Consider the following 20,274-nt stretch of genomic DNA (forward strand, 5'->3'; position numbering starts at 1 on the left):
ATCCTCCCTCTGTTTTATTCCGAATTCGTACCAAGATCGATCACACTCGCCGCCTGAAGCCCCAGCCAAACGGAGTCGCCACGATTGAAATCGACCGTGTGAAAATAGTTTGGAACCGAGACCGAGATTGGTTTTTCGGCCCCTGCCACCTGAATGTGGTAGTGAATATTTTCACCGTAGAAGGCGACGTTGCTGACGGTGCCTTGAACCGTTGATAGGTAGTCTTCAGGCCGATCCGCAGCAATCTCCAGCTGTTCCGGTCGAATACCGATATTCATGTTTCTGGCGCTGATCGCCACATTGGGATTTCTCTCGATTTCCATCCGCCCGAAGGCAGCCGCATCGATTGACAACGTGCCACCGCTTTCGCCAAGCAACCGGGCCGGCAATATGTTCATCTCACCGATGAAGCGAGCCACTTGCTGATCACAGGGACGGGCATAAAGCGTTGTTGGCGTGTCCACCTGCTTGAGTTGCCCGTTGAACATCACGCCGATACGGTCGGACATGGTCATCGCCTCGTACTGGTCATGCGTGACCATCACAAAGGTAATGCCAAGCGACTGTTGCAGATTGCGCATTTCAAACTGCATCTGTTCGCGCAGCTTCTTGTCAAGCGCTGACAAGGGTTCATCCAAAAGCAACACCTTGGGTCGCATGATCAGCGCGCGGGCAAGCGCCACCCTTTGACGTTGCCCGCCCGATAATTCGCTTGCGCCGCGATCCTGAAGACCACCCAGTTCGACCATTTCCAAGGCTTCGGCGACGCGCTGATCGATCTCGGCCTTAGGCGCTTTGCCCCGCAACCCGTAGGCTACGTTATTCCCGACATTGAGGTGCGGAAAGATTGCGTAGCTTTGGAAAACCATGTTCGTCGGGCGTTTGTTGGCGGGCACTCCTTCCATATCCTGACCGTCAATCAGCACTTTCCCTCTGGTGGGTTCCTGAAAGCCCGCGATCATGCGTAAAACCGTGGTCTTGCCACACCCTGAGGGACCGAGGAGCGAAAAGAACTCGCCCTCTCTGAGGTCAAGGTTTATGCCGCTCGCGGCCACAAATGTGCCGTAGCGCTTTTCGACATCCCTGAGCTCTATGATGTTTCTGGTTGTCATCGGACCTCAGATGCGGATGAACGGCGGCGGAAGTATTCAGCCAGAACCAGAAGCAGAACCGAGGTTAGCAACAGGATCGACCCCAGCGCCAACACATTTGGAAGCTTGGCGGGGAAACGGATCTGGCTCCAGATGTAAACCGGCAGGGTTGGCTGGTTGCCGGACAGGAAAAAGGCAAGGACGAATTCATCGAAACTGACGGTGAATGTGACCAAAACACTGGCTACGATACCGGGGGCGACGACCGGCAGCGTCACGCGGCGGAAGGTTTCGAACACACCAACGCCCAGATCGTAAGATGCTTCCTCCAGTGATGCGTCGAAGTCATCAAAGGCGGATTTCAAGATCGAGACAGAGAACGGCAGCGCGAGAAACGTGTGGCCCAGAATGACAGTCAGCAATGACGGCCTGAGACCAAGAAACAGAAACAGGACCAGCATTGAAGAGGCGACGATAATACCTGGGATCACCAAAGGCAGCATCACCAGACCTTCTGCCGCGCGTTGACCCCGAAAACGGTACCGAACAAAGGCACGGGCGGCGAACAGCCCCATGGCGGTCGACAGAAGGGCAACAACAGTTCCGACGGCAAGCGAGTTCCAAAGCGCCTGGATCAACGTGTCCTGCTCGCCTAGCTTACGATACCAGTCCAGTGTCCAGCCCTTGATCGGGAACGCAACGATTGTGCCGCTATTGAACGAGAACAGAGGCAGGAACAGAACCGGCAGGTACAGAAACAGCAGATACAGGAACGCATAGGCTGTCAGGGTCGAAGGACGTCTCATCTGATCCGCCTCCCCAGCCGCGTTGCGGACATGATAAACACGATGGCCACAAAACCCACCGACAGCATTGCGATCAGCGATAGCGTAGCCCCAAGGGGCCAGTTGTTGGCGGCCCCGAACTGCACCTGAATAAGATTGGCGATCATCTTCCCATCTGAACCACCAACCAGAGCCGGGGTCACATAATCACCAACTGTAGGGATGAAGATGATCAGGCAAGCGGCAATGATACCTGGGATCGTCAGCGGCAGCGTCACCCGCATAAAACGTTGAAAGGGACTGTTCCCAAGATCTGTTGCAGCCTCAAGCAGACTGGGATCGATTTTCTGCAATGAGACATAGATCGGCAGGATCGCAAATGGCGCCCAGGCATGAGCGAGCGTCAGCACGACTGCGAATTCGTTGTAGAGCAGGAAGTCGAGAGGCTCGCTGATCAGACCCAGCGCCAGAAGCGCAGAGTTCATAACGCCGTTGAAACCCAAAATGAGTTTCCAGGCAAATACGCGCAGCAAATAGCTGGACCAAAATGGAATGGTGATGAGCAGAAGCCAGATGGTCTTTTTCTGGGCCTTCATCGCGATAAAATACGCGATGGGATAGGCCAGTGCGACGGTGACTACGGTCACCGCTCCGGCAATCCAGATCGACCGAAGCATCAGGTGACGGACCAGCGGATCCGCAAACGCTTCGCTGTAATTCTTCAGCGTCGGTGTCTTGTCGAGCGTCACATAGGTTTGGGTCCAGAATGAATAGGCAATCAGGATCAACAATGGCGCCGCGACCAGAAACCCAACGTAAGCCGTGGCTGGCGCGCTGAGGGTATATCCCCGGGACGCTTCGCTGCGAAAGATCACCCAACCTCCCTTCCCGAAATTCACGAATTACTAATGGACGATCGTCCATTAAATGTTGCGCCAGAAAGGCCTTTCGTGTCAATATTCCTTTGATCTACCTCTATGAGGCATTCACAAACGGTTGGTAACATTGAACAAAGTGCAAAGCACCAAGGAACAAAAACGCGGTTCAAAGCGGGATCCGGAAGCCAACAAACAGCTACTGATCGACGCGACTCTGGACACAATTGCCGATATTGGAGTTACCGATACCTCGGTCAGCCGAATCTGCGAGCGCTCCGGCCTGTCGCGCGGAATGATCCATTTGCATTTCGGGGGTAAGGACAATTTGCTGACCGCAGCCGCCCGGCATTTCAGCACCGAGTATTATGCCGAGATGGACAGAAGGACGGATCTGGGCGCGAGCGCAACGCCCGAAGACCGTGTTATGGCAGTAATTGAGGCCGACCTGTCAGAAGCACTGCTCAATCCGCGCAGTACGAAAATCTGGCATGCGTTTCGGGGTATCGCAAGCTCTCATCCAGGTATCGCCCGTTACAGCAGCACTCAGGATGACAAACTTGTCGAAACCTTGCGGTCCGCGTTCAAAGAGATAGCCCCTAAAAACGGACGTGACCCGAACCTAGTAGATGACGCAACCAGCGGAACGCTCGCCTTGCTGGAAGGGATGTGGGTGAATTACCTAACCGATATGCAGGGATTTTCACGCCGCCGCTCTGTCAACCTTGTTCGAAGGTTTTTATGCGGACTTTTCCCTGGAAAATTCTAGGTTTAAGCCTTGGCGGTGTTCTAGTTCAAGTTGGATAACTCGGAGACAGAAGTTTCTGAGAGAAAATTGTTCCGGGCGCATACAATCAGCTCGTCTGTGCTTTCGTTTTGAAACAACTGCGACTGCCGTGCCATTACTTACATACCCAAACTTGGGACACTGTCAGGTGACGAAGCCCCCTGCCCCACGGGCCTAAGGCGCTTGTCCACTTGTCGACAGATACAGGTTATTCGTACCCAAACCGTACATGGGTGACCTTTCCTGTAGGCTCGGATTTTGGCTTAGCCACCACAACAATGCCTACACGCCACAAAAAAAGTTTCACTTTGGGGAATTTTTTCCAGGCGCCTTCGTAGTTGTATTGTCTGCCATCCGGCAGACCTGAAAAAGTCGGAGAATCCAATGTCCCTAAAATCCCTCACTTTTGCCGGTGTCGCGCTGGTTGCGACTGCAACCGGTTCATTTGCGGATGGTCAAACCGGTGCGCCAGCCGTAACTGGCCAGCTCAACGGAGAAACCTTCCTGATGGATGCGCACAAGATGACGCTCTATACCTTTGACAAGGACGAGACAGGCGTTTCGAATTGCTATGATGACTGTGCCGCCAAATGGCCGCCGCTGATGGGTGATGCCAACATGGAACTGAAAAAAGGCTACAGCCTGATTGAACGCAAGGATGGCAGCGTTCAGGTCGCCTACAAAGGAAAGCCGCTTTACCTATGGTTCAAAGACGAAAACCCTGGGGACATGACAGGGGACGGTGTAAAAGGTGTTTGGCATATCGCACGCCCCTGAACCTTGGTGCCGGGGGAAAGTTTCCTCCCCCGGCTTACGTACATGCTTCAGTCATTTGAAAACCAGCTTGAAAACTGCCTCCCCGATCTTTGGCGTTATGCCTGGTCGCTGACCCGTGACCGGGATGCGGCGGATGATCTGGTGCAGGATTGTGTTGAACGCGCCCTTCGCAAACGATTGCTATGGCTTCCGGGACGGCCGTTGAAACCATGGCTCACTAAAATATTGTTGAACCTCTACCGGGACAGGTGGCGTCGAGAGACCAAATTCAACACTGTCGATCTCGACAACATTTCGACGCTGGCAGCTACGACAAGCACGGCCGAAGAACGGTTGGAACTCAAGGCTGTCTGGAAGGCGCTGGATTCTGTTCCTCAAGATCAGCGAGAAGCCCTTCTTTCTGTTGTGATTGGTGGGTTAAGCTATGACGAAGCGGCCACAACTTTGTCCATTCCAAAGGGTACGCTGATGTCGCGGATCTCGCGCGCGCGTACTAAAATCAAATCTGAAATGGACGCTTCGACCGCCGTGAAGATCAGGAGCGTGAAATGACGCACACCCCATCCATCGAAGACCTGGTTCAGCGTAGCATAGACGGTGAGTTGTCACCGGAAGAGAGCGAACGCCTTGACCGTCACCTTGCCCGTCACCCGGACGATGCAGCGCGCGTTCGTGCAATGCAGCGTCAATCTGATCTGATAAACAAGGCGGTCCCTGTACCTTCTGCGGCACATCTTCGAAGTCTGCGGAAACAGGCCACGCCACCCTCGCCAGTCTCTTTGAGGCTGGTTGCTTCGGTCGCGGTTTTTACAGTCGGATTCGGCTTGGGATCTTATTTGCAACCTTGGAACAGTGGAACAACCGACGATCTGGCATTGTTTTCGCAACACGCAAAGGCGGCGCATTCTCTATTCGCCGTTGAGGTTCTTCACCCTGTAGAAGTCGCCGCTGCGGAAAAAGACCACTTGCAAACCTGGCTCTCCAATCGTCTGGGCTCTGCCATTATCGCGCCGCAACTTGGGGAAACCGGGTTCTCCCTGATTGGAGGACGCCTTTTGCCCGCAGGAGACCGAGCCTCAGCTTTATTTATGTACGAGAATGCAGAGGGTGATCGGTTAAGTTTGATGGCCACGCATGGCGACACAACTCAAACTCAATCATTTCGGTTTCGACAAGAGGACGGGTATCTTGTCGTCTTCTGGCAGGACGGACCCTGGCAGTATACGTTGGTCGGAGACCAGCAGCGCGACCCGATGGAACACATCGCCCGCTTGGCGCATGGTCAAATGATCTAGAGACTGCTTTGAGCGGCTTCATTCGCGCAGAAGCTTTGCGAAACCCGCAAGTTTACAGCAAAAAGCAGTCCGAAGTTACCGGTGTCTGTTGCGGTGAACCGCACCAAGTGGCAAGAACTTTTTTGTTGGTTGAGAATATCTTAACTCCGCGTATGCCGGTCAGTGAACGGTGTTCGGTATTCAAAAGGAGAGCTACATGGCTAACCTATCAGGGGTTCGTGCGGCAGTCATTGGAACGGGTTTTATCGGAACGGTTCACGTGCAGACCTTGCGCCGCTTGGGTGTGCAGATAGCTGGCGTTCTTGGCTCATCTCCGGAAAGAGGCGCAGCCGGCGCCGCAGAACTCGGTGTGGCACAGGCATACTCGTCCTTGGAGGAGTTGCTGGCCGATAATAGCGTGGATGTGGTTCACGTTACTTCCCCGAACCAGGCGCATTATCCGCAGGTCATGGCCATCCTCAGAGCTGGAAAACACGTGATCTGCGAAAAACCACTGGCAATGACCAGCCAGCAATCGGCTGAAATGGTCAAAATGTCAGCAGCGTCCGGTAAGATTTGCGCGGTGTGCTACAATATCCGGTTTTATCCTCTGAACCAGCACGCACACGAAATGGTCAACCAAGGTGATTTGGGCGATATCCGCCTTGTCACAGGCCACTACCATCAGGATTGGCTTGCGAAACAAACGGACTGGAATTGGCGATTGCAGGCCCAGTCAGGAGGAGTTCTGCGTTCGGTTGGCGATATTGGCACGCACTGGGTCGATTTGACGGGCTTTATTACAGGATTAAAGGCAAAATCCGTTTTCGCGGATTTGACGACATTTCTACCGGAGCGGCAGCGCCCGATGGGGCCAGTTGGAACATTCTCAAACGCAGGTGGCGCAACCGAGACCGTGGCGATTGATACAGACGACAGCGCAGCAATCCTGATACGGTATGAGGGCGGCGCCAAGGGGGTCATGACGACGTCGCAGATCAATTTCGGACGCAAGAACTCCCTAGTCTGGGACATAGCCGGAAGCAAATCCAGTGCGGCATGGGACAGCGAAAAGCCGGATCATCTGTTCATAGGTCATCGCGACGCCGCCAATCAGGTATTGATGCGTGATTTTACCCTGATGAATGCAGCCGGGACCCGTGCCGCGTCTTTACCGCCGGGCCATGTCGAAGGGTTCGCGGACAGTTTTTTTAACTTTTTTAACAGCGTTTATCTGGACATTTGCACATGCACGCACGGGCAAGGCAGCACGTGGGCGACATTTGAAGACGGTCACTATGAAATGCGTTTCTGCGAGGCCGTTCTCAAATCCGCCCGAGAAAGCCGCTGGGTCGATTTGGTCGAGATTTCAGATTGATGCCGCCAAACGCGGCGTCCAGTGTTCTGTTAAAACACTGACTGCTGCCGGGATCTGTCGCAAACTTCACCCCCACCTGTTGTCCGTCGTCAGGGATTTTGGTACAGATGGCTATCTGATCTAAGAGAGGGTCCGGCGCATCTGACTGGTTTGATTATGCGGCCTATTTGCGACGATCCCAAGCGGCTTGATGTCGTGTTTTTCACGAAGTTTGTCTTTAGGTGCCCCGCGGTTATTGAGTGCTTTCCGCTATTTTCCTGTCGATCATATCGCTCCTAAAAGGTGCCAAGCGACCCTTTCCGCCCCCGATGCCGAAATCAAATGCAGGTGCGCTTGACGGCAAGTGTATCTCGTCTTAGATAGTTAGTTATTAATCACTAACAAAATGATATCCAATGCCTGCACGCAAGCCCGCAGATGAACGCAAGACCGAGATCGTACAGGCAATGCTGCGTCTCGCGGACGAGTTGGGCCCAGATCGCCTGACCACGCAGTCGGTTGCTGATACAGTCGGGCTGACGCAGCCCGCAATCTTTCGGCATTTCGCGACCAAACAGGATTTATGGTTGGCGGTGGCAGCAGAGATTTCTGAACGCCTCCGAACCGCATGGGGTGACGCGCTTAGGACATCCGCCGATCCGGCAGAGCGGATCAAAGCGTTGATCTTGGCACAATTGCACCAGATCGAGACTATGCCTGCCATCCCGTCCATTCTGTTCTCGCGCGAGCTACAGGTCGAAAACGACGATCTCCGGCAATCTGTTCTTACGCTGATGACTGAATTGGTCGGATTGCTGTCCATCGAGCTGACCAACGGGCAAAAAACGGGCCTGTTCGACACAGACCTGCCGCCTGAAGACGGAGCGCTACTGTTGGTCTCGCTGGTGCAAGGGTTGGCGATCCGCTGGACTTTGGGGAAACGCGGTTTCGCATTGGAATCCGAAGGAAGCCGATTGCTCGATGCTCAGATGCGGCTATTCCGAATAGCAAGTACAGAGGTTTCGCCATGAACCGCCGTATCATCCTGGGTGTCAGCCTTGTTGTCGTCCTCGCAGTCTTTGGCAGGTTTGTCCTTACAGAGCGCCCGATCAGTGTTTCCGCGGCCGCAATTGAACAGAATGTCCCTGTACGTGTTTATGGGCTGGGTACGGTCGAGGCCCGGATCGTCTCAGATGTTGGATTTGAAGTTGGTGCCACGCTGACAGAACTTTCGGTCGACAGTGGTGATACGATCAAAGCGGAGCAGGTCCTTGCCCGGCTTCATCCGACGGAACAACAAGCAAAAGTCGCGCGCGCCAAAGCGGGGGTTGCCGCCGCAGAGGCTACCTTGGGCAAGGCTGAGGCAAATGTGATACGCGCGCGTGCCATTCTTGCGCAGCGGCAGTCGACAAATGCGCGCCAGCAGGAACTTGCCGGGCGCAACGCCGTCTCGACTCAGGCTGCGGAAGAAGCGCAGCGGGATGTCGATGTTGCAGCCGCTGATCTGGCCGTCGCAGAAAGTGATGTTGAGGTTGCCCAATCCATGCACAATGACGCCAAGGCAGTTCTGCAATACGAGCGTGTACTGCTTGATCATCATGTTTTGCGGGCACCGTTTGACGCGGTCGTTGTTGAGCGTCATGTCGAAGCAGGTACTGTTGTTGTCGCTGGTGAACCTATCTTTACCCTTGTGGACCCGAACACTGTCTGGGCATTGGCCTATATTGATGAAGAGCGGGCCGGGCCCCTGCAACTCGGACAAGTTGCCGAAGTGAGGTTGCGGTCTTTGCCGCACAAGGTCTTCACCGGCAAGATCGCGCGGATCGGTATAGAAAGCGACCGGGTGAACGAAGAACGCCGAGTCTGGATTGCATGCAATCGGTGCCCGGAACAGGTTTTTCTCGGCGAACAGGCCGAAGTTTGGATCACAGTGACAGAGCTGGTCGAAGCGATGTTGGTTCCAGAGATCGCAATAACCGGTTTTGACGGGCATGAAGGTCGTATCTGGGTCGCGCAGGATGGGCGTGCGCATCAGGTGTCGGCAGTTTTCGGGCACCGGACCGAAGATGCGCGGGTCGAGCTGGTTAGTGGTATTCCCAATGGCTCGCAGGTCATCTTGGCGCCCGTTAAAGGGCTGTCTGAAGGGCGCATGGTTCGAGTCGTCGAGAGGAATGCGCCATGAACCTCGCCTACCGCGATGTGCGTCACAATCTGTTCCGCTTCGTTCTGACTTGCCTCGGCCTCAGCCTTCTGATGGCGGTCGTGCTGGCAATGATTGGTATTTACAATGGGCTGGTTGCAGACGCGCTGAATATTGTCAAAGCACCGCGAGCAGATCTTTGGATTGTTGAAACTGGTACACGCGGGCCATTTGCAGAAGCCTCAAAAATTCCCGACGGAACCCGTGATGCCGTGGGGCGATTGCACGGTGTGGCCGAAGCGGGCAGCATCACATACCAGACTGTCGAAGCGCCCTTTCGCGGCGAAACGCTACGCCTGTACGTGATCGGATACGAGCCAGGTCACCCCGGTGGACCCGAAGCAATCTCGGTAGGGCGTGGGATCAGCCAGTCCCATTTCGAAATCGTGGCAGATGCCAAATCCGGACTGTCCGTCGGCGATGTGATCCGACTGGGCCGCGATCCTTTCACTGTGGTCGGGTTGGTCGAGGATACGATGAATTCCGCCGGTGATCCGGCGGCGTTTATCACCTTGCGCGATGCGCAAGTGCTACAGACGCAACTGGCCCCGTCGGCTCAACGCGTCCAGCAGGCGCGAGGCGCGGGGTTGCTCGAAAGTCAGGACAGCGTTGCGGCTGTGATCGCGCGGCTTGAACCGCTTGCAGACCCGCAAGAAGTGGCGCAGTCGGTGCGCCAATGGAAACATCTTGGGGCCCTGACACAAGCCGATCAGGAGTCTATCTTGCTAATGTCTGTGGTGGATCGAGCAAAGCGGCAGATAGGTTTGTTTCTGGGCATTCTATTGTCCGTTTCAGCCGTTGTAATCGCGCTAATTATCTACACGATGACCATGGAAAAGCTAAAGCAGATCGCCACACTCAAACTGATCGGCGCCCCCGACCACACGATCATCGGGCTGATCGTGCAGCAATCCATTGCACTTGGTGCGGTTGGCTGGAGTTTCGGCCTGATCCTTATCCTGCTAGTCAAGGACTACTTCCCCCGCCGGGTTGTGTTGGAGCCGATCAACGCCGTCGCTTTGGCAGGGATCATCCTCGTTGTCTGCATCGTCGCCAGCGGCCTTGGCGTTCGTGCCGCACTCAAGGTCGATCCGGCCACGGCAATCGGAGGGTGACGTCATGCTCAATGATCCGCGCCGCGTGATTGTAGATGTTACCAATGTCTCCAAGCACTTTGGCGAAGGTGATGCTCGCGTCGACGCATTGAAGGGTGTTGATCTGTCAGTCCAGGCAGGCGAAGTCGTGGCACTACTCGGCCCGTCTGGATCGGGTAAAACGACGCTTCTGAATGTCATTGGCTGCATCATTGCTCCGAGTACGGGGAAGGTTACGCTGGACAATGAGGTGGTTTACGACAAGCAATGGCTGCGAAACGATCTGCGCAAGCTACGGCTCGACAAGATCGGGTTTATCTTTCAGTTCCATAATCTTCTGCCATTTCTCGATGCCAAAGATAACGTTGCCCTAGTGCTGAAACTGGCTGGAAAATCGACGATCGAAGCGCAAAGGCGCGCTATCGAACTGCTGGACTATCTGGAGGTCGGTCACCGCAGGGATGCGATGCCCGCGCTTCTGTCCGGAGGTGAGGCGCAGCGTGTGGCCATCGCACGCGCCCTTGCCAACAGCCCGCGCATCATTCTGGCAGATGAACCAACTGCGGCGCTTGACAGCCAGCGGGCCGGGATCGTGATGGACTTGATGCGCAAGCTCGCGGCTGAGCAAGACGCCTGCATCATCGCTGTGACACATGATGAAAAGATTTATGACCGGTTCGACAAGCTGTTCCACCTGCGCGACGGCCTACTTGATGGAACGGAAGGGGGCGTGACATGAGAAATGCGACCCTTGGCAACCGCGCCCTGAAAGTAGCGTCAAGCGTAGCATTAGTTTTCGGCGCGTTGACCGTATTCTCAGGCGGGTGGGCCTTGTTTGGTGGCGAGGAAGCACGCACCGCCGTTGGCGATGCGGTGCCCTTCGTGCTGTGGTTCAACTTTCTGGCGGGGTTCGCCTATGTCGTGGCCGGTATTGGGCTGTTTCTTCGGCACCGGTCAGCGGCCTGGATATCAACAGGCATTCTGGTTGCCACCGTTCTGGTTTTCCTGGCCTTCGGCGTTCATGTGTTGCAAGGCAACGCCTACGAGATGCGCACGGTTGGTGCGATGACCCTTCGCGCGGGTGTCTGGTTAGCCATTTCTGTTGTGGCTTGGATACATATCTTGCGAACGGATTGACCCTTACAGACCCTGATTTCCCGGCCGTAGAATATTTGGTGAAATCCAACGTCGCTTCACACATGGGACACGGCCTGGACAATGAATACATGACCGCTCTGTTCGGCTCTCGGTCATTGAGATGGTGTACCGCGTTCCTGATCACCGTCCTCTCAGAGTAATGGCCCAACTGAAGCGCTCAACCAAGCTCTTCATGGAAGAAACACCTACGGCAGTCATCGCGCCACTGATCGAGATCTGCACAACCAACGGGATCGCGGTCGCCAGAATAATCGCGAAGCGGCTTTTTTTGTACCACGAGGTCTGGCTTTCGGCTATTTGCCGAGATTGCGGGATAGGTGTGCCCGGTAAGTCGCTGCTTCTGGCCGCTCAAAAAGTTTGACACATCCGTGATGTCGACATGTCCGCACATCAATCTTGATGAAGGTGCAGATCAAAGATCAACTCATTGGTTCCCTGCTGAACTCTCAGATCATCTTGATTGAAAACATCAAACTGAAATTCAATGATCCCGCGTTTTCCCGATGTCGTAATGCGTTTTGAGACGACGATCAGATCAGCCCGGATCGTGTCACCTGCGAAGACGGGTTTCTCGAACCGCCAGTTCCACCCGAGCGACGCCAGGCCATCGGGTTTTGCTTGAGACTGAAACTTGAGCCCATCAACCACTGACAGCACAAGAAGGCCATGCGCAACGCGGGCTTTGAACCCCCGCCGCCGGGCTGCGTCATCGTCGAGATGAAGCTCATATTCATCTCTGGTCAGCGCGGCAAAAGCGGCAATGCGATCCGCAGAAATCTCTGCGGACCCCGTTTTCATGACATCCCCGACCGTTAGATCGTGATAGCCATATCTTCCTGCCGGCAGCGCAGTTCGCTTCATTCCGGGACTGGGGCGTCTTCTCGAAGAAGCCCCTTTGCCTTGAGGTCAGACCAAAACTCTGCGGGAGTGTCGTGGCTGAACCAGTTGAGGTTCTGGTCCAGCTGCTCGACCGTGCGGGTCCCGGCCAGAAAACTGGGGACTGCCGGGTGCGCCACAACAAATTGCAGTGCGGCTGCGGGCAAGGGCACGTTGTATTCCGCGCAAACAGCTTCGATCTTGGCGACTTTTCCCATGATCTCGGCTGGTGCTGGGGCGTAGTTGTACTTGGCCCCCTCCTTGGCACCAGTCGCCAGAATGCCGGAATTGAAGCCACCGCCAACAACCACCGCCGCGCCGCGCTCCTCGCAAAGTGGCAGGAATTTATCCAGCGCATCCTGTTCCAGCAAGGTGTAGCGACCCGCCAGCAGGAAGCAGTCGAAGTCACGCTGCTCAAGCGCGGCGTGGCAGACTTCCCACTCGTTCACACCAACACCGATTGCTTTAACAACGCCTTGGTCGCGCAGGCTTTCCAGCGCTTTCCACGCACCATCCATAGCTTGTCTGAACACTTCGGGCTGTTCGTCACCGCGCGTGAAGACATCGATATCGTGAATGAAACAGATATCCATCCGCTCCAAAGCCATCCGCTGCAAGCTGTCTTCAAACGACCGCATGACGCCGTCGTAAGTGTAATCAAAATGCATCGTGAACGGCGCAGCGTTAGTCCACGGAGCGAAATCGATATCCTGACGTCGGGCAGGCTTCAGCACGCGCCCCACTTTGGACGACAGGATGAAGTCGCCACGGTTCTTCCATCGCAAACTATAACCGGTCCGCATTTCCGAAAGGCCGTGGCCGTACATCGGTGCCGTGTCAAAATACCGAACACCCTTGCCCCAGGCATGCTGGATCATCGAATCCGATGTTTCTTCGTCGATTTCACGAAAGATGTTACCGATTGGCGCTGTGCCAAATCCAAAGGCGGTCACCTCTAGATCGACCCTACCAAATTTGTTTTTTGCATTCGGGTTCATGCGAGCCTCCCATTGGCAAACCGGAACCAGGAAAACGACCGGGTTGCGTATCTCTATTGTTTATTAAGTAACTGTTTGGTTATTTATCCTAATTTTTCAACCCGATCAAGCCACTTGACGAAGGCGGGTCCGGCAACGTATTAGTAACCGATTAGTTACATCTTGGGGCACAGCTATGTTTCTGACGGAAACCCACATTCAAGTCCGTGATATGACCCGGCAGTTCGCAGAGGATGTAATCCGCCCCGTGGCGGAAGAACTGGATCGGGACTCTCGCTTTCCGGCGGAAATTTATGATCAGATGGCCGAACTTGGCCTGTTTGGCATTGGTGTTCCCGAAGAGCTGGGCGGGCCTGGCTTTGACACCGTAACCTACGCGCTGGTGATGGAGGAGCTGTCCCGCGGCTACGCATCGATCGCAGATCAGTGCGGCCTGCTTGAGCTGGTTACAACCTTGCTGGTGCGTCACGGAACGGCGGAACAGCAGCAGAAATGGCTGGGCAATCTGCTGGCCGCCAAATTGCGGCCAGCCTATTGCATCACCGAACCCGAGGCGGGCACTGACGTGTCGGGTATCCGCACCACTGCGGTACGCGATGGTGAAGGATGGGTTTTGAACGGCGGCAAAATCTGGATTCACAACGCACCTGTTGCGGATTTGGGCTTTGTTCTGGCCCGAACAGATCCCGAGGCGGGACATCGCGGCATGTCCATCTTTGTGGTCGACCTGCACGCAGACGGCGTTTCGCGAGGTTCGAAAGAACTCAAAATGGGGCAACGCGCCAGTCAGGTAGGGCCTTTGTCATTCGACAATGTACGTCTGCCCGCTGATGCTTTGTTGGGTACCGAAGGGCGCGGCTTTCATATGATGATGAGCGTGCTCGACAAGGGCCGGGTCGGCATCGCGGCGCTAGCCGTCGGAATAGGTCAGGCAGGTCTGGAAGCCGCCACCGATTACGCGCAGCAGCGCAAACAATTCAACAAACCCATCTCGGATTTTCAGGGCGTTCAGTGGTTGCTGGCTGACATCGCCAAGGATGTCGAAGCGGCCCGGCTTCTGGTTCACTCGGCCGCCTACAAAATCGACACAGGCCAAGATGCAACCAAGGCCTGTTCAATGGCCAAGTGCTTTGCCGGGGATATGGCTGTTCAGCGCTCATCGGATGCTGTGCAGGTATTTGGCGGGTCCGGGTATATCCGTGGATTTGAGGTGGAACGCCTGTATCGCGATGCAAAAATCACCCAGATTTATGAGGGCACAAACCAGATTCAGCGTATGATCATAGCTCGGGAGTTGCTGACAAAAGGGGCAGCAACATGAGCGCGCACGCAGCACTTGTAACCGGGTCCTCCCGGGGGATCGGCCTTGCGGCAGCCGTAGCTTTGGCGCGCGAAGGTTTTGCCATCGCCGTCAACGGCCCCCAAATAGACGATGAACTGAGCGCCGCCGTGGACAGGATCCGCGCAATTGGCGTTCCGGTTGTAACCGCCGCTTTTGACGTTTCGAACACCGCAATCCACGATGAGCAGTTGGCAGCCGTAGAGGCAGCAATCGGCCCTCTAACGACACTTGTTAACAATGCTGGCGTCGGCGTGATGCAAAGAGGCGATCTGCTGGACGTCTCTGAAGAAAGCTATGATCGCTGCATGTCCGTGAACACGAAGGCGATGTTCTTTCTGTCGCAAGCCTTTGCCAGACGCCTTTTGGCGCGGGATCGGGACACGGAGACATTTCACAGCATCGTCAACGTGACCTCCTCGAACGCGGTGGCTGTTGCGGCCCCGCGGGCAGAATATTGCGCCTCGAAGGCTGCTGCCGCCATGATTTCCAAGACCTTCGCAGTGCGGCTCGGGCCCGAAAACATCGCGGTTTACGACGTCCAGCCCGGCCTGATCGCCACCGACATGACAGCCCCGGTGATCGAGCAGTACGACCAGCGCGCCAAGGACGGGCTGACTTTGTTCCCCAGGGTGGGTCACCCAGATGAGATGGGTAAGATCATCGCCTCTCTGGCCAGCGGCAAACTTCCTTATACAACCGGACAGGTAATCTCGGCGGATGCCGGGATGCTTGTTCCCCGTTACTGAGGTCACCCGATGAAGATCAGGCTTCCCGACACAACTGGCAAATTGCTTGACTACGCATTAGTCGGAACACCCGTCGCGCCCTCGAAACTGACACCCAATTCGGCCCGGGTATTGTATTCTGCCGCGCATGTGGTGGCCGACCCGTTTGGCGATCACGACCCGACAGGCCCAGCCCATGTGGACTGGGACAAGACGATGGAGTTCCGTCACTATCTTGCCGGTATGGGTATGGGTATTGCCGAGGCGATGGATACCGCCCAGCGCGGCATGGGTCTGGACTGGAAGGGCGCGCTGGAACTGATCCGCCGCACCAGGGAAGAACTGCCGGATGCGCTGGTCGCCAATGGCTGCGGCACTGATCATCTGGATCCTGCCGAAACGCGCTGTCTGGACGATGTGCGCCGCGCTTATCTGGAACAAGTCGATGCAATTCAGAAACTCGACGGCCGCATCATCCTGATGGCGTCGCGCGCCTTGGCGAAGGTTGCCAACGGACCCGAAGACTATGTCTCGGTATATAATGACGTGCTGTCCGCCTGCGACCATCCCGTAATCCTGCACTGGCTGGGCGAGATGTTCGACCCCCAGCTGGCCGGGTATTGGGGCACCGACAGATTCGATACCGCACTTGAAACCGCTCTGAACGTTATTAGCGGCAATGTGGACAAGGTTGAGGGCATCAAGATCTCGCTACTTGACGCAGAGAAAGAGATCGTCATGCGCCGTCTTCTGCCCAACGGCGTGAAGATGTATACGGGCGATGATTTTAGCTATCCCGAGTTAATCGAAGGCGACGAACAAGGCCATTCCCACGCCTTGCTGGGTATCTTTGACCCGCTGGCCCCGGCGGCGGCCTATGCAGTCAGCAAACTCAGCGAGGGTGACGCCAAAACCTTCCGTGCCACGCTTGATCCCACCGTGCCACTGGCGCGTCATATCTTCCGCGCCCCAACGCAATACTACAAAACCGGTGTTGTCTTTCTGGCCTGGCTCAACGGTTTTCAGGACCATTTCATCATGTTGAACGGCGCGCAGGCAACGCGGTCTCTGCCCTATTTCACTGATTGCTTCAAAATGGCGGATGCGTGTGGTTTGTTGCGCAACCCGGATCTGGCCGTCGAGCGGATGGGCAACTTGCTGAACTTATACGGAGCCTGAGGGGATGCGTGACTTCTCGCAGGATCATTCCGCGCTGGCCCTGAACACGGCGACCCTTGGCCACAATCTTGACGGCCATGGCGCCGGATGGCCGCCCGAACGTGTCATCCATGCCTGTGCCGAGCGGGGATATGGCGGCATCACATTCTGGCGGCGCGAACTGGGCGGACGTGAAGCCGAGTTCGGGCAGCGTGTTCGCGATGCGGGAATGCAGGTCGCGGGTCTGTGCCGAACACCTTTTCTGACCGGCCCTTTGGCGTTGCCAACCGATCAGCAGATCATGGATGATTTCCACCTGTCCATTGATCAGGCTGCGGCCTTGGGAACCTCGGTGCTGACCGTTGTCGCCGGTGGCCCAGAACCGGGCACCAAGGGTGTTCTGGAAAGCCAGAAAATCCTGGCCGACCGCGTTGCCCGCGCAGCCCCTTATGCGGCAGAGCGCGGGGTCCAACTGGCGCTGGAGCCGCTCAACCCTGCAACTGCAGGTAATCGCACTTGTCTGATGACCGCTGCCGATGCGCTGAATGTCTGCGACGCGGTTGCGGAAGGCAATGTAGGTGTCGCAATTGATGTCTATCACGTCTGGTGGGACACGACGCTGGCTGACACGCTGGCGACTCGCGCGAAGGGTCGCATTCTGGGATATCACCTGTGTGATTGGCTGGCAGATACAACAGATGTACTATTGGACCGGGGCATGATGGGTGACGGGGTAGCCGATCTGCCCGCGCTGCGTAGTGCGGTCGAAGCCGCCGGGTATAACGGACTGTGCGAAGTCGAGGTTTTTTCGGCTAACAACTGGTGGAAGCGCGACCCAAACGAAGTTCTGGACACAATCGTTGATCGTTTTCGAAGCTGTTGCTGAGAGTAAAACTGCCCGCGAGCCCGTTCGGTTCATCGCCACTACGTTAAAAAAAAGCAGTATCCCACATTACAGTTTAATGTCACATACAAAGACGCCGTCTAGACCTCCGGCGACTTTTGCCACAATACGGCTTCCGATTTCCTGATGCGTCGGATCAACCAAATAGGCATCCCGGACAATAGCGTCGCGAAAATCAAACCAGAACATATCATTGAACCCGCGAACCAAGTCCGTCTCGACCGAGACATTCTTGCGACTTTGGAAATCCAAAACACCGTCAATTCGATCCTTAAGGCTCTCAAGGTCCTGATACAGAGCTGTTTTCCGATCGTCTGACACGTCGACTTCAAAACGCAGGTGAACAAGGTGACGTATCATTTTGAGTTTCCCTTTCAGCGAGGTGTTACCAGAATTTAGCTTTTTCACGGCCCTTGTAGGCGGACAGACCGGTTTGCAGCTCGGGTTGTGCGGCAGCAATACGACCGGCGAGCGCCTCAAAGACACGCTCGCGCTCTTCTCCTTCGGCGGCATTGATCAGCATCTTCACCAACTCAGTTGCAACTGGTCCACGATGGCGCATGCTTTTGGCCAAGGTGACGGCGGTCGCCAGACCCTCGCCCTTTTCAACCACCCGATCGACGATCCCTGTCTCCAGCGCCGCTTCCGCCGAAAACTCTTCACCGAAGATAGCCATGCGCCGCACAAGCTGAGCACCAAACCGGCGCACCGCCCGCTGAGTTCCGGACCAGCCGGGGATTATACCAAGCGCGGGCTCGGGTTGACCGATCCGTATGTGGGATTCTGCGATGCGATAGTCTGCGCATGCCGCCAGCTCAAGTCCGCCGCCCAAAACATGGCCGTTCAGCACAGCAATCAACGGTTGCCGCAGGCGTGCAAGCGCGTCCAGCGCCTGATGCCCATCCCGTAACCAATGTCGACTAAACCCGTCCGGAGGTCGGCTTGCCCATGCGTCAATGTCGCCGCCCGCACAAAACCCCTTGCCCGCGCCAGTCAGGACAACAACATGCACATCGCCGGCATGTTCGATCTGTCGGCAGAGGATCAAAAGATCATCCATCATGGTTTCATCGATCGCATTCAACCGGTCAGGCCGGTTAATGGTCAGCCGTGCGACACCGTCCTCGATGTTCAGCAGAAAGTGCTCCATCAAGTCGCCTGCAGTTGCAGACCCATCGGGGCCGGATCAAACAGGTCTGCATCCATTGTTACCAAGTCATCCGAAACCAACAACGGGGTGGCCGCCTGATCCAGAACGTCTTGCTTCAGGTCCACGCCTGGCGCGATTTCGGTCACCATCAGGCCACGTTCCGTGAGTTTGATTACACAGCGCTCGGTCACGTAGGTCACGTCCTGCCCCTGCGCATTTGCGCGAATGCCGGAAAATGAAATCTGATCGACCTCGTGAACAAATTTTGCAACCTTACCCTCTTGCAAGATTTTCAATTGCCCATCTTCAACAGTCATTCTTGCCCCTGCATTGAAATTGCCCGAGAAAACGATCTTCCGGGCCCGCGCTGTTATATCAACAAAACCACCCGCCCCGGCCGTTCTGTGCGGAATGGCGGACAGACGTGAAACATTGACAGAGCCGGTCCTGTCAACTTCAAGGAACGACAGGAGCGAGGCGTCAAACCCACCCGCCTGAAAATAGCAGAACTGATGAGGCGACGGGACGAATGCCTCGGCATTGGCAGAACAACCGAACTTGAAATCCAGCAATGGCACGCCGCCGACCGCACCCTGTTCGATCATCCAGGTAACCGACCCGTGCAGCCCCTCTTCGACGAGAATGCGAGGGACATTGGCCGAGATACCAAAACCGATATTCACGGCCCAACCATTTTTCAGCTCTTTCGCAACCCGGCGTGCGATGACCTTCCCGACGTTGAATTCCGCCGTGCGGAAACTTTCGATGGGACGCGTCAGTTCACCTGAAATTGCCGGGTCGTATTCTGTCGCCGTCGTCTGCAATTGATCTGGGGCCTCGACAATCGCGTCAACCAGAATGCCCGGCACATGGACATCGTGGGGCCGAATGCTGCTGGCGGCAGCGATGCGCTTGGCCTGGGCGATCACGACACCGCCGTTGTTCCGCGCAGCCAGCGCCATTTCCATTGCCCCCAAATATGCGCCTTCGTGCTCGAAACTCAGATTGCCCTTTTCATCAGCGGTGGTGGCGCGAATTATCGCCACGTTTGGGGCCATGGATTTGAAATACAGCCAATCCTCACCTTCGAACTCCATACGTTTGACGATTGGTTCGGCACGGGCTGCATCGTTCATGGCGCAACCTTCGATGTCGGGGTCCACAAATGTGTCCATCCCTACCTTGGTCAAAACACCAGGCCGCTTGGCCGCTGCTTCACGCAACATGTCAAAGATGATGCCCGACGGGACATTATAGGCGCGCACCTGTTCGCCTGTGATCATTTGCCAGATAAGCGGAGGTTCGGCCTTGCTGGGACCTGAAGGGTACGAGCCGCCAATGATCCGGGTCAACAGACCGGGTTTTGCGATGTGATCCACGCCTTTGGTGCCAAACATATCCCCAGCCGCGATAGGATGGATCGTCGTCAGGCTACTTGGCGCACCTTCCTCGTCAAAGCGTTCGCCCAGACCTTTGAGAACCGCATCGGGGCAGCACAGTCCGCTTGACGAGTTTATTGCCACTGTCGCCCCGTCAGGAACAAGGTTTGCTGCTTCGCGTGCCGTCATCTGCTTTGTCATGCGATCCTCACGAAGGTAACTAACTGGTTATATGTATGCCTTGGCAGGCTTCCAAAATCAACCAGAATTAATCACACAGCAGAATTGACCTAACAACAAGTAACCAATAAGTTACTTACTAACTTGAGATCAGGGAGAACCGC

Annotated in this window: 23 protein-coding genes; 15 read left to right on the forward strand and 8 right to left on the reverse strand. The window is 55.7% G+C overall.

Annotated elements, in window-relative coordinates; genetic code table 11:
• Positions 1-14: 14 nt before the first annotated feature.
• Genes ACR3FC_RS18900 through ACR3FC_RS18910 form a run of 3 tightly spaced genes read right to left on the reverse strand, consistent with a single transcriptional unit; the run spans position 15 to position 2,751 of the window.
• Positions 15-1,112 carry an ABC transporter ATP-binding protein gene (locus ACR3FC_RS18900; RefSeq protein WP_480477767.1) on the reverse strand — a complete coding sequence of 366 codons (1,098 nt, stop codon included), beginning with the start codon at positions 1,110-1,112 and terminating at the stop codon, positions 15-17.
• Positions 1,109-1,897 carry an ABC transporter permease gene (locus ACR3FC_RS18905; protein WP_480477769.1) on the reverse strand — a complete coding sequence of 263 codons (789 nt, stop codon included), beginning with the start codon at positions 1,895-1,897 and terminating at the stop codon, positions 1,109-1,111. Before ACR3FC_RS18905 ends, ACR3FC_RS18900 begins: the two co-directional genes overlap by 4 nt.
• Entirely contained in the window at positions 1,894-2,751 is an 858-nt protein-coding gene (locus tag ACR3FC_RS18910) for an ABC transporter permease (RefSeq protein ID WP_480477772.1), read from the reverse strand. The genes ACR3FC_RS18905 and ACR3FC_RS18910 overlap by 4 nt, the downstream gene beginning before the upstream one ends.
• 139 nt (positions 2,752-2,890) lie before the next feature.
• Here ACR3FC_RS18910 and ACR3FC_RS18915 point away from each other — a divergent pair, with 139 nt between their 5' ends.
• From ACR3FC_RS18915 to ACR3FC_RS18965, 11 genes are all read left to right on the forward strand, one after another.
• A complete protein-coding gene (locus ACR3FC_RS18915) occupies positions 2,891-3,520 on the forward strand; it encodes a TetR family transcriptional regulator C-terminal domain-containing protein (RefSeq protein ID WP_480477774.1) in 630 nt (209 codons plus the stop codon).
• A 402-nt stretch (positions 3,521-3,922) separates the two neighbouring features.
• A complete protein-coding gene (locus ACR3FC_RS18920; RefSeq protein ID WP_480477776.1) occupies positions 3,923-4,315 on the forward strand; it encodes a COG4315 family predicted lipoprotein in 393 nt (130 codons plus the stop codon).
• Positions 4,316-4,357: 42 nt separating this feature from the next.
• On the forward strand, positions 4,358-4,867 hold the full coding sequence (locus tag ACR3FC_RS18925) for an RNA polymerase sigma factor (protein ID WP_480477778.1): 510 nt from the start codon (positions 4,358-4,360) through the stop codon (positions 4,865-4,867).
• The gene (locus ACR3FC_RS18930) at positions 4,864-5,610 is read left to right on the forward strand and encodes an anti-sigma factor family protein (RefSeq protein WP_480477780.1); all 747 of its coding nucleotides are present in this window, start codon (positions 4,864-4,866) and stop codon (positions 5,608-5,610) included. The genes ACR3FC_RS18925 and ACR3FC_RS18930 overlap by 4 nt, the downstream gene beginning before the upstream one ends.
• Positions 5,611-5,806: 196 nt before the next feature.
• Positions 5,807-6,967, forward strand: a complete 1,161-nt coding sequence (locus tag ACR3FC_RS18935) for a Gfo/Idh/MocA family protein (protein WP_480477782.1) — start codon at positions 5,807-5,809, stop codon at positions 6,965-6,967.
• A gap of 395 nt (positions 6,968-7,362) precedes the next feature.
• Complete coding sequence (locus ACR3FC_RS18940; RefSeq protein WP_480477784.1) at positions 7,363-7,977, forward strand: TetR/AcrR family transcriptional regulator; 615 nt, start codon at positions 7,363-7,365, stop codon at positions 7,975-7,977.
• Entirely contained in the window at positions 7,974-9,128 is a 1,155-nt protein-coding gene (locus ACR3FC_RS18945) for an efflux RND transporter periplasmic adaptor subunit (RefSeq protein ID WP_480477786.1), read from the forward strand. Before ACR3FC_RS18940 ends, ACR3FC_RS18945 begins: the two co-directional genes overlap by 4 nt.
• Entirely contained in the window at positions 9,125-10,261 is a 1,137-nt protein-coding gene (locus ACR3FC_RS18950; protein WP_480477788.1) for an ABC transporter permease, read from the forward strand. The genes ACR3FC_RS18945 and ACR3FC_RS18950 overlap by 4 nt, the downstream gene beginning before the upstream one ends.
• Positions 10,262-10,265: 4 nt before the next feature.
• Positions 10,266-10,979 (forward strand): ABC transporter ATP-binding protein, encoded by a 714-nt coding sequence (locus tag ACR3FC_RS18955; RefSeq protein WP_480477790.1) that lies wholly within the window; start codon positions 10,266-10,268, stop codon positions 10,977-10,979.
• Entirely contained in the window at positions 10,976-11,377 is a 402-nt protein-coding gene (locus ACR3FC_RS18960; protein ID WP_480477792.1) for a hypothetical protein, read from the forward strand. Before ACR3FC_RS18955 ends, ACR3FC_RS18960 begins: the two co-directional genes overlap by 4 nt.
• 160 nt (positions 11,378-11,537) lie before the next feature.
• Positions 11,538-11,759 carry a hypothetical protein gene (locus tag ACR3FC_RS18965; protein WP_480477794.1) on the forward strand — a complete coding sequence of 74 codons (222 nt, stop codon included), beginning with the start codon at positions 11,538-11,540 and terminating at the stop codon, positions 11,757-11,759.
• A 29-nt stretch (positions 11,760-11,788) separates the two neighbouring features.
• On the opposite strand, the gene ACR3FC_RS18970 is transcribed toward ACR3FC_RS18965, so the two are convergent.
• Both ACR3FC_RS18970 and ACR3FC_RS18975 read right to left on the reverse strand, forming a co-directional pair.
• Positions 11,789-12,259, reverse strand: coding sequence for a MaoC family dehydratase (locus ACR3FC_RS18970; RefSeq protein WP_480477796.1), 471 nt, complete (start codon positions 12,257-12,259; stop codon positions 11,789-11,791).
• Positions 12,256-13,272 (reverse strand): aldo/keto reductase, encoded by a 1,017-nt coding sequence (locus ACR3FC_RS18975; RefSeq protein WP_480477798.1) that lies wholly within the window; start codon positions 13,270-13,272, stop codon positions 12,256-12,258. The genes ACR3FC_RS18970 and ACR3FC_RS18975 overlap by 4 nt, the downstream gene beginning before the upstream one ends.
• Before the next feature lie 175 nt (positions 13,273-13,447).
• Here ACR3FC_RS18975 and ACR3FC_RS18980 point away from each other — a divergent pair, with 175 nt between their 5' ends.
• From ACR3FC_RS18980 to ACR3FC_RS18995, 4 genes are read left to right on the forward strand one after another with little or no spacing between them, the layout of a single operon-like run.
• A complete protein-coding gene (locus tag ACR3FC_RS18980; protein ID WP_480477800.1) occupies positions 13,448-14,593 on the forward strand; it encodes an acyl-CoA dehydrogenase family protein in 1,146 nt (381 codons plus the stop codon).
• Entirely contained in the window at positions 14,590-15,360 is a 771-nt protein-coding gene (locus ACR3FC_RS18985) for a 3-ketoacyl-ACP reductase (protein WP_480477802.1), read from the forward strand. The genes ACR3FC_RS18980 and ACR3FC_RS18985 overlap by 4 nt, the downstream gene beginning before the upstream one ends.
• A gap of 9 nt (positions 15,361-15,369) precedes the next feature.
• Positions 15,370-16,518, forward strand: coding sequence for a dihydrodipicolinate synthase family protein (locus tag ACR3FC_RS18990; RefSeq protein WP_480477804.1), 1,149 nt, complete (start codon positions 15,370-15,372; stop codon positions 16,516-16,518).
• 4 nt (positions 16,519-16,522) lie between these two features.
• Positions 16,523-17,383 (forward strand): sugar phosphate isomerase/epimerase family protein, encoded by an 861-nt coding sequence (locus ACR3FC_RS18995; RefSeq protein ID WP_480477806.1) that lies wholly within the window; start codon positions 16,523-16,525, stop codon positions 17,381-17,383.
• A gap of 66 nt (positions 17,384-17,449) precedes the next feature.
• Here the strand turns inward: ACR3FC_RS18995 and ACR3FC_RS19000 are convergent, their stop codons facing one another.
• The 3 genes from ACR3FC_RS19000 to ACR3FC_RS19010 are packed head-to-tail and all read right to left on the reverse strand — an operon-like array spanning position 17,450 to position 20,131.
• Complete coding sequence (locus ACR3FC_RS19000; RefSeq protein ID WP_480477808.1) at positions 17,450-17,761, reverse strand: Dabb family protein; 312 nt, start codon at positions 17,759-17,761, stop codon at positions 17,450-17,452.
• A gap of 25 nt (positions 17,762-17,786) precedes the next feature.
• Positions 17,787-18,551, reverse strand: a complete 765-nt coding sequence (locus tag ACR3FC_RS19005) for an enoyl-CoA hydratase/isomerase family protein (protein ID WP_480477811.1) — start codon at positions 18,549-18,551, stop codon at positions 17,787-17,789.
• Positions 18,551-20,131 carry an acyl CoA:acetate/3-ketoacid CoA transferase gene (locus ACR3FC_RS19010; protein ID WP_480477813.1) on the reverse strand — a complete coding sequence of 527 codons (1,581 nt, stop codon included), beginning with the start codon at positions 20,129-20,131 and terminating at the stop codon, positions 18,551-18,553. The genes ACR3FC_RS19005 and ACR3FC_RS19010 overlap by 1 nt, the downstream gene beginning before the upstream one ends.
• Between the last annotated feature and the right edge of the window lie 143 nt (positions 20,132-20,274).

This window comes from Ruegeria sp. AF3 (assembly GCF_056536285.1).

What these genes read in the sequence shown, in the direction of transcription:
- ACR3FC_RS18900 (WP_480477767.1), bottom strand. Translation starts at nt 1,112, where the DNA reads ATGACAACCAGAAACATCATAGAGCTCAGGGATGTCGAAAAGCGCTAC.
- ACR3FC_RS18905 (WP_480477769.1), bottom strand. Translation starts at nt 1,897, where the DNA reads ATGAGACGTCCTTCGACCCTGACAGCCTATGCGTTCCTGTATCTGCTG.
- ACR3FC_RS18920 (WP_480477776.1), top strand. Translation starts at nt 3,923, where the DNA reads ATGTCCCTAAAATCCCTCACTTTTGCCGGTGTCGCGCTGGTTGCGACT.
- ACR3FC_RS18925 (WP_480477778.1), top strand. Translation starts at nt 4,358, where the DNA reads ATGCTTCAGTCATTTGAAAACCAGCTTGAAAACTGCCTCCCCGATCTT.
- ACR3FC_RS18930 (WP_480477780.1), top strand. Translation starts at nt 4,864, where the DNA reads ATGACGCACACCCCATCCATCGAAGACCTGGTTCAGCGTAGCATAGAC.
- ACR3FC_RS18935 (WP_480477782.1), top strand. Translation starts at nt 5,807, where the DNA reads ATGGCTAACCTATCAGGGGTTCGTGCGGCAGTCATTGGAACGGGTTTT.
- ACR3FC_RS18940 (WP_480477784.1), top strand. Translation starts at nt 7,363, where the DNA reads ATGCCTGCACGCAAGCCCGCAGATGAACGCAAGACCGAGATCGTACAG.
- ACR3FC_RS18945 (WP_480477786.1), top strand. Translation starts at nt 7,974, where the DNA reads ATGAACCGCCGTATCATCCTGGGTGTCAGCCTTGTTGTCGTCCTCGCA.
- ACR3FC_RS18950 (WP_480477788.1), top strand. Translation starts at nt 9,125, where the DNA reads ATGAACCTCGCCTACCGCGATGTGCGTCACAATCTGTTCCGCTTCGTT.
- ACR3FC_RS18955 (WP_480477790.1), top strand. Translation starts at nt 10,266, where the DNA reads ATGCTCAATGATCCGCGCCGCGTGATTGTAGATGTTACCAATGTCTCC.
- ACR3FC_RS18960 (WP_480477792.1), top strand. Translation starts at nt 10,976, where the DNA reads ATGAGAAATGCGACCCTTGGCAACCGCGCCCTGAAAGTAGCGTCAAGC.
- ACR3FC_RS18965 (WP_480477794.1), top strand. Translation starts at nt 11,538, where the DNA reads ATGGCCCAACTGAAGCGCTCAACCAAGCTCTTCATGGAAGAAACACCT.
- ACR3FC_RS18970 (WP_480477796.1), bottom strand. Translation starts at nt 12,259, where the DNA reads ATGAAGCGAACTGCGCTGCCGGCAGGAAGATATGGCTATCACGATCTA.
- ACR3FC_RS18975 (WP_480477798.1), bottom strand. Translation starts at nt 13,272, where the DNA reads ATGAACCCGAATGCAAAAAACAAATTTGGTAGGGTCGATCTAGAGGTG.
- ACR3FC_RS18980 (WP_480477800.1), top strand. Translation starts at nt 13,448, where the DNA reads ATGTTTCTGACGGAAACCCACATTCAAGTCCGTGATATGACCCGGCAG.
- ACR3FC_RS18985 (WP_480477802.1), top strand. Translation starts at nt 14,590, where the DNA reads ATGAGCGCGCACGCAGCACTTGTAACCGGGTCCTCCCGGGGGATCGGC.
- ACR3FC_RS18990 (WP_480477804.1), top strand. Translation starts at nt 15,370, where the DNA reads ATGAAGATCAGGCTTCCCGACACAACTGGCAAATTGCTTGACTACGCA.
- ACR3FC_RS18995 (WP_480477806.1), top strand. Translation starts at nt 16,523, where the DNA reads ATGCGTGACTTCTCGCAGGATCATTCCGCGCTGGCCCTGAACACGGCG.
- ACR3FC_RS19000 (WP_480477808.1), bottom strand. Translation starts at nt 17,761, where the DNA reads ATGATACGTCACCTTGTTCACCTGCGTTTTGAAGTCGACGTGTCAGAC.
- ACR3FC_RS19005 (WP_480477811.1), bottom strand. Translation starts at nt 18,551, where the DNA reads ATGGAGCACTTTCTGCTGAACATCGAGGACGGTGTCGCACGGCTGACC.
- ACR3FC_RS19010 (WP_480477813.1), bottom strand. Translation starts at nt 20,131, where the DNA reads ATGACAAAGCAGATGACGGCACGCGAAGCAGCAAACCTTGTTCCTGAC.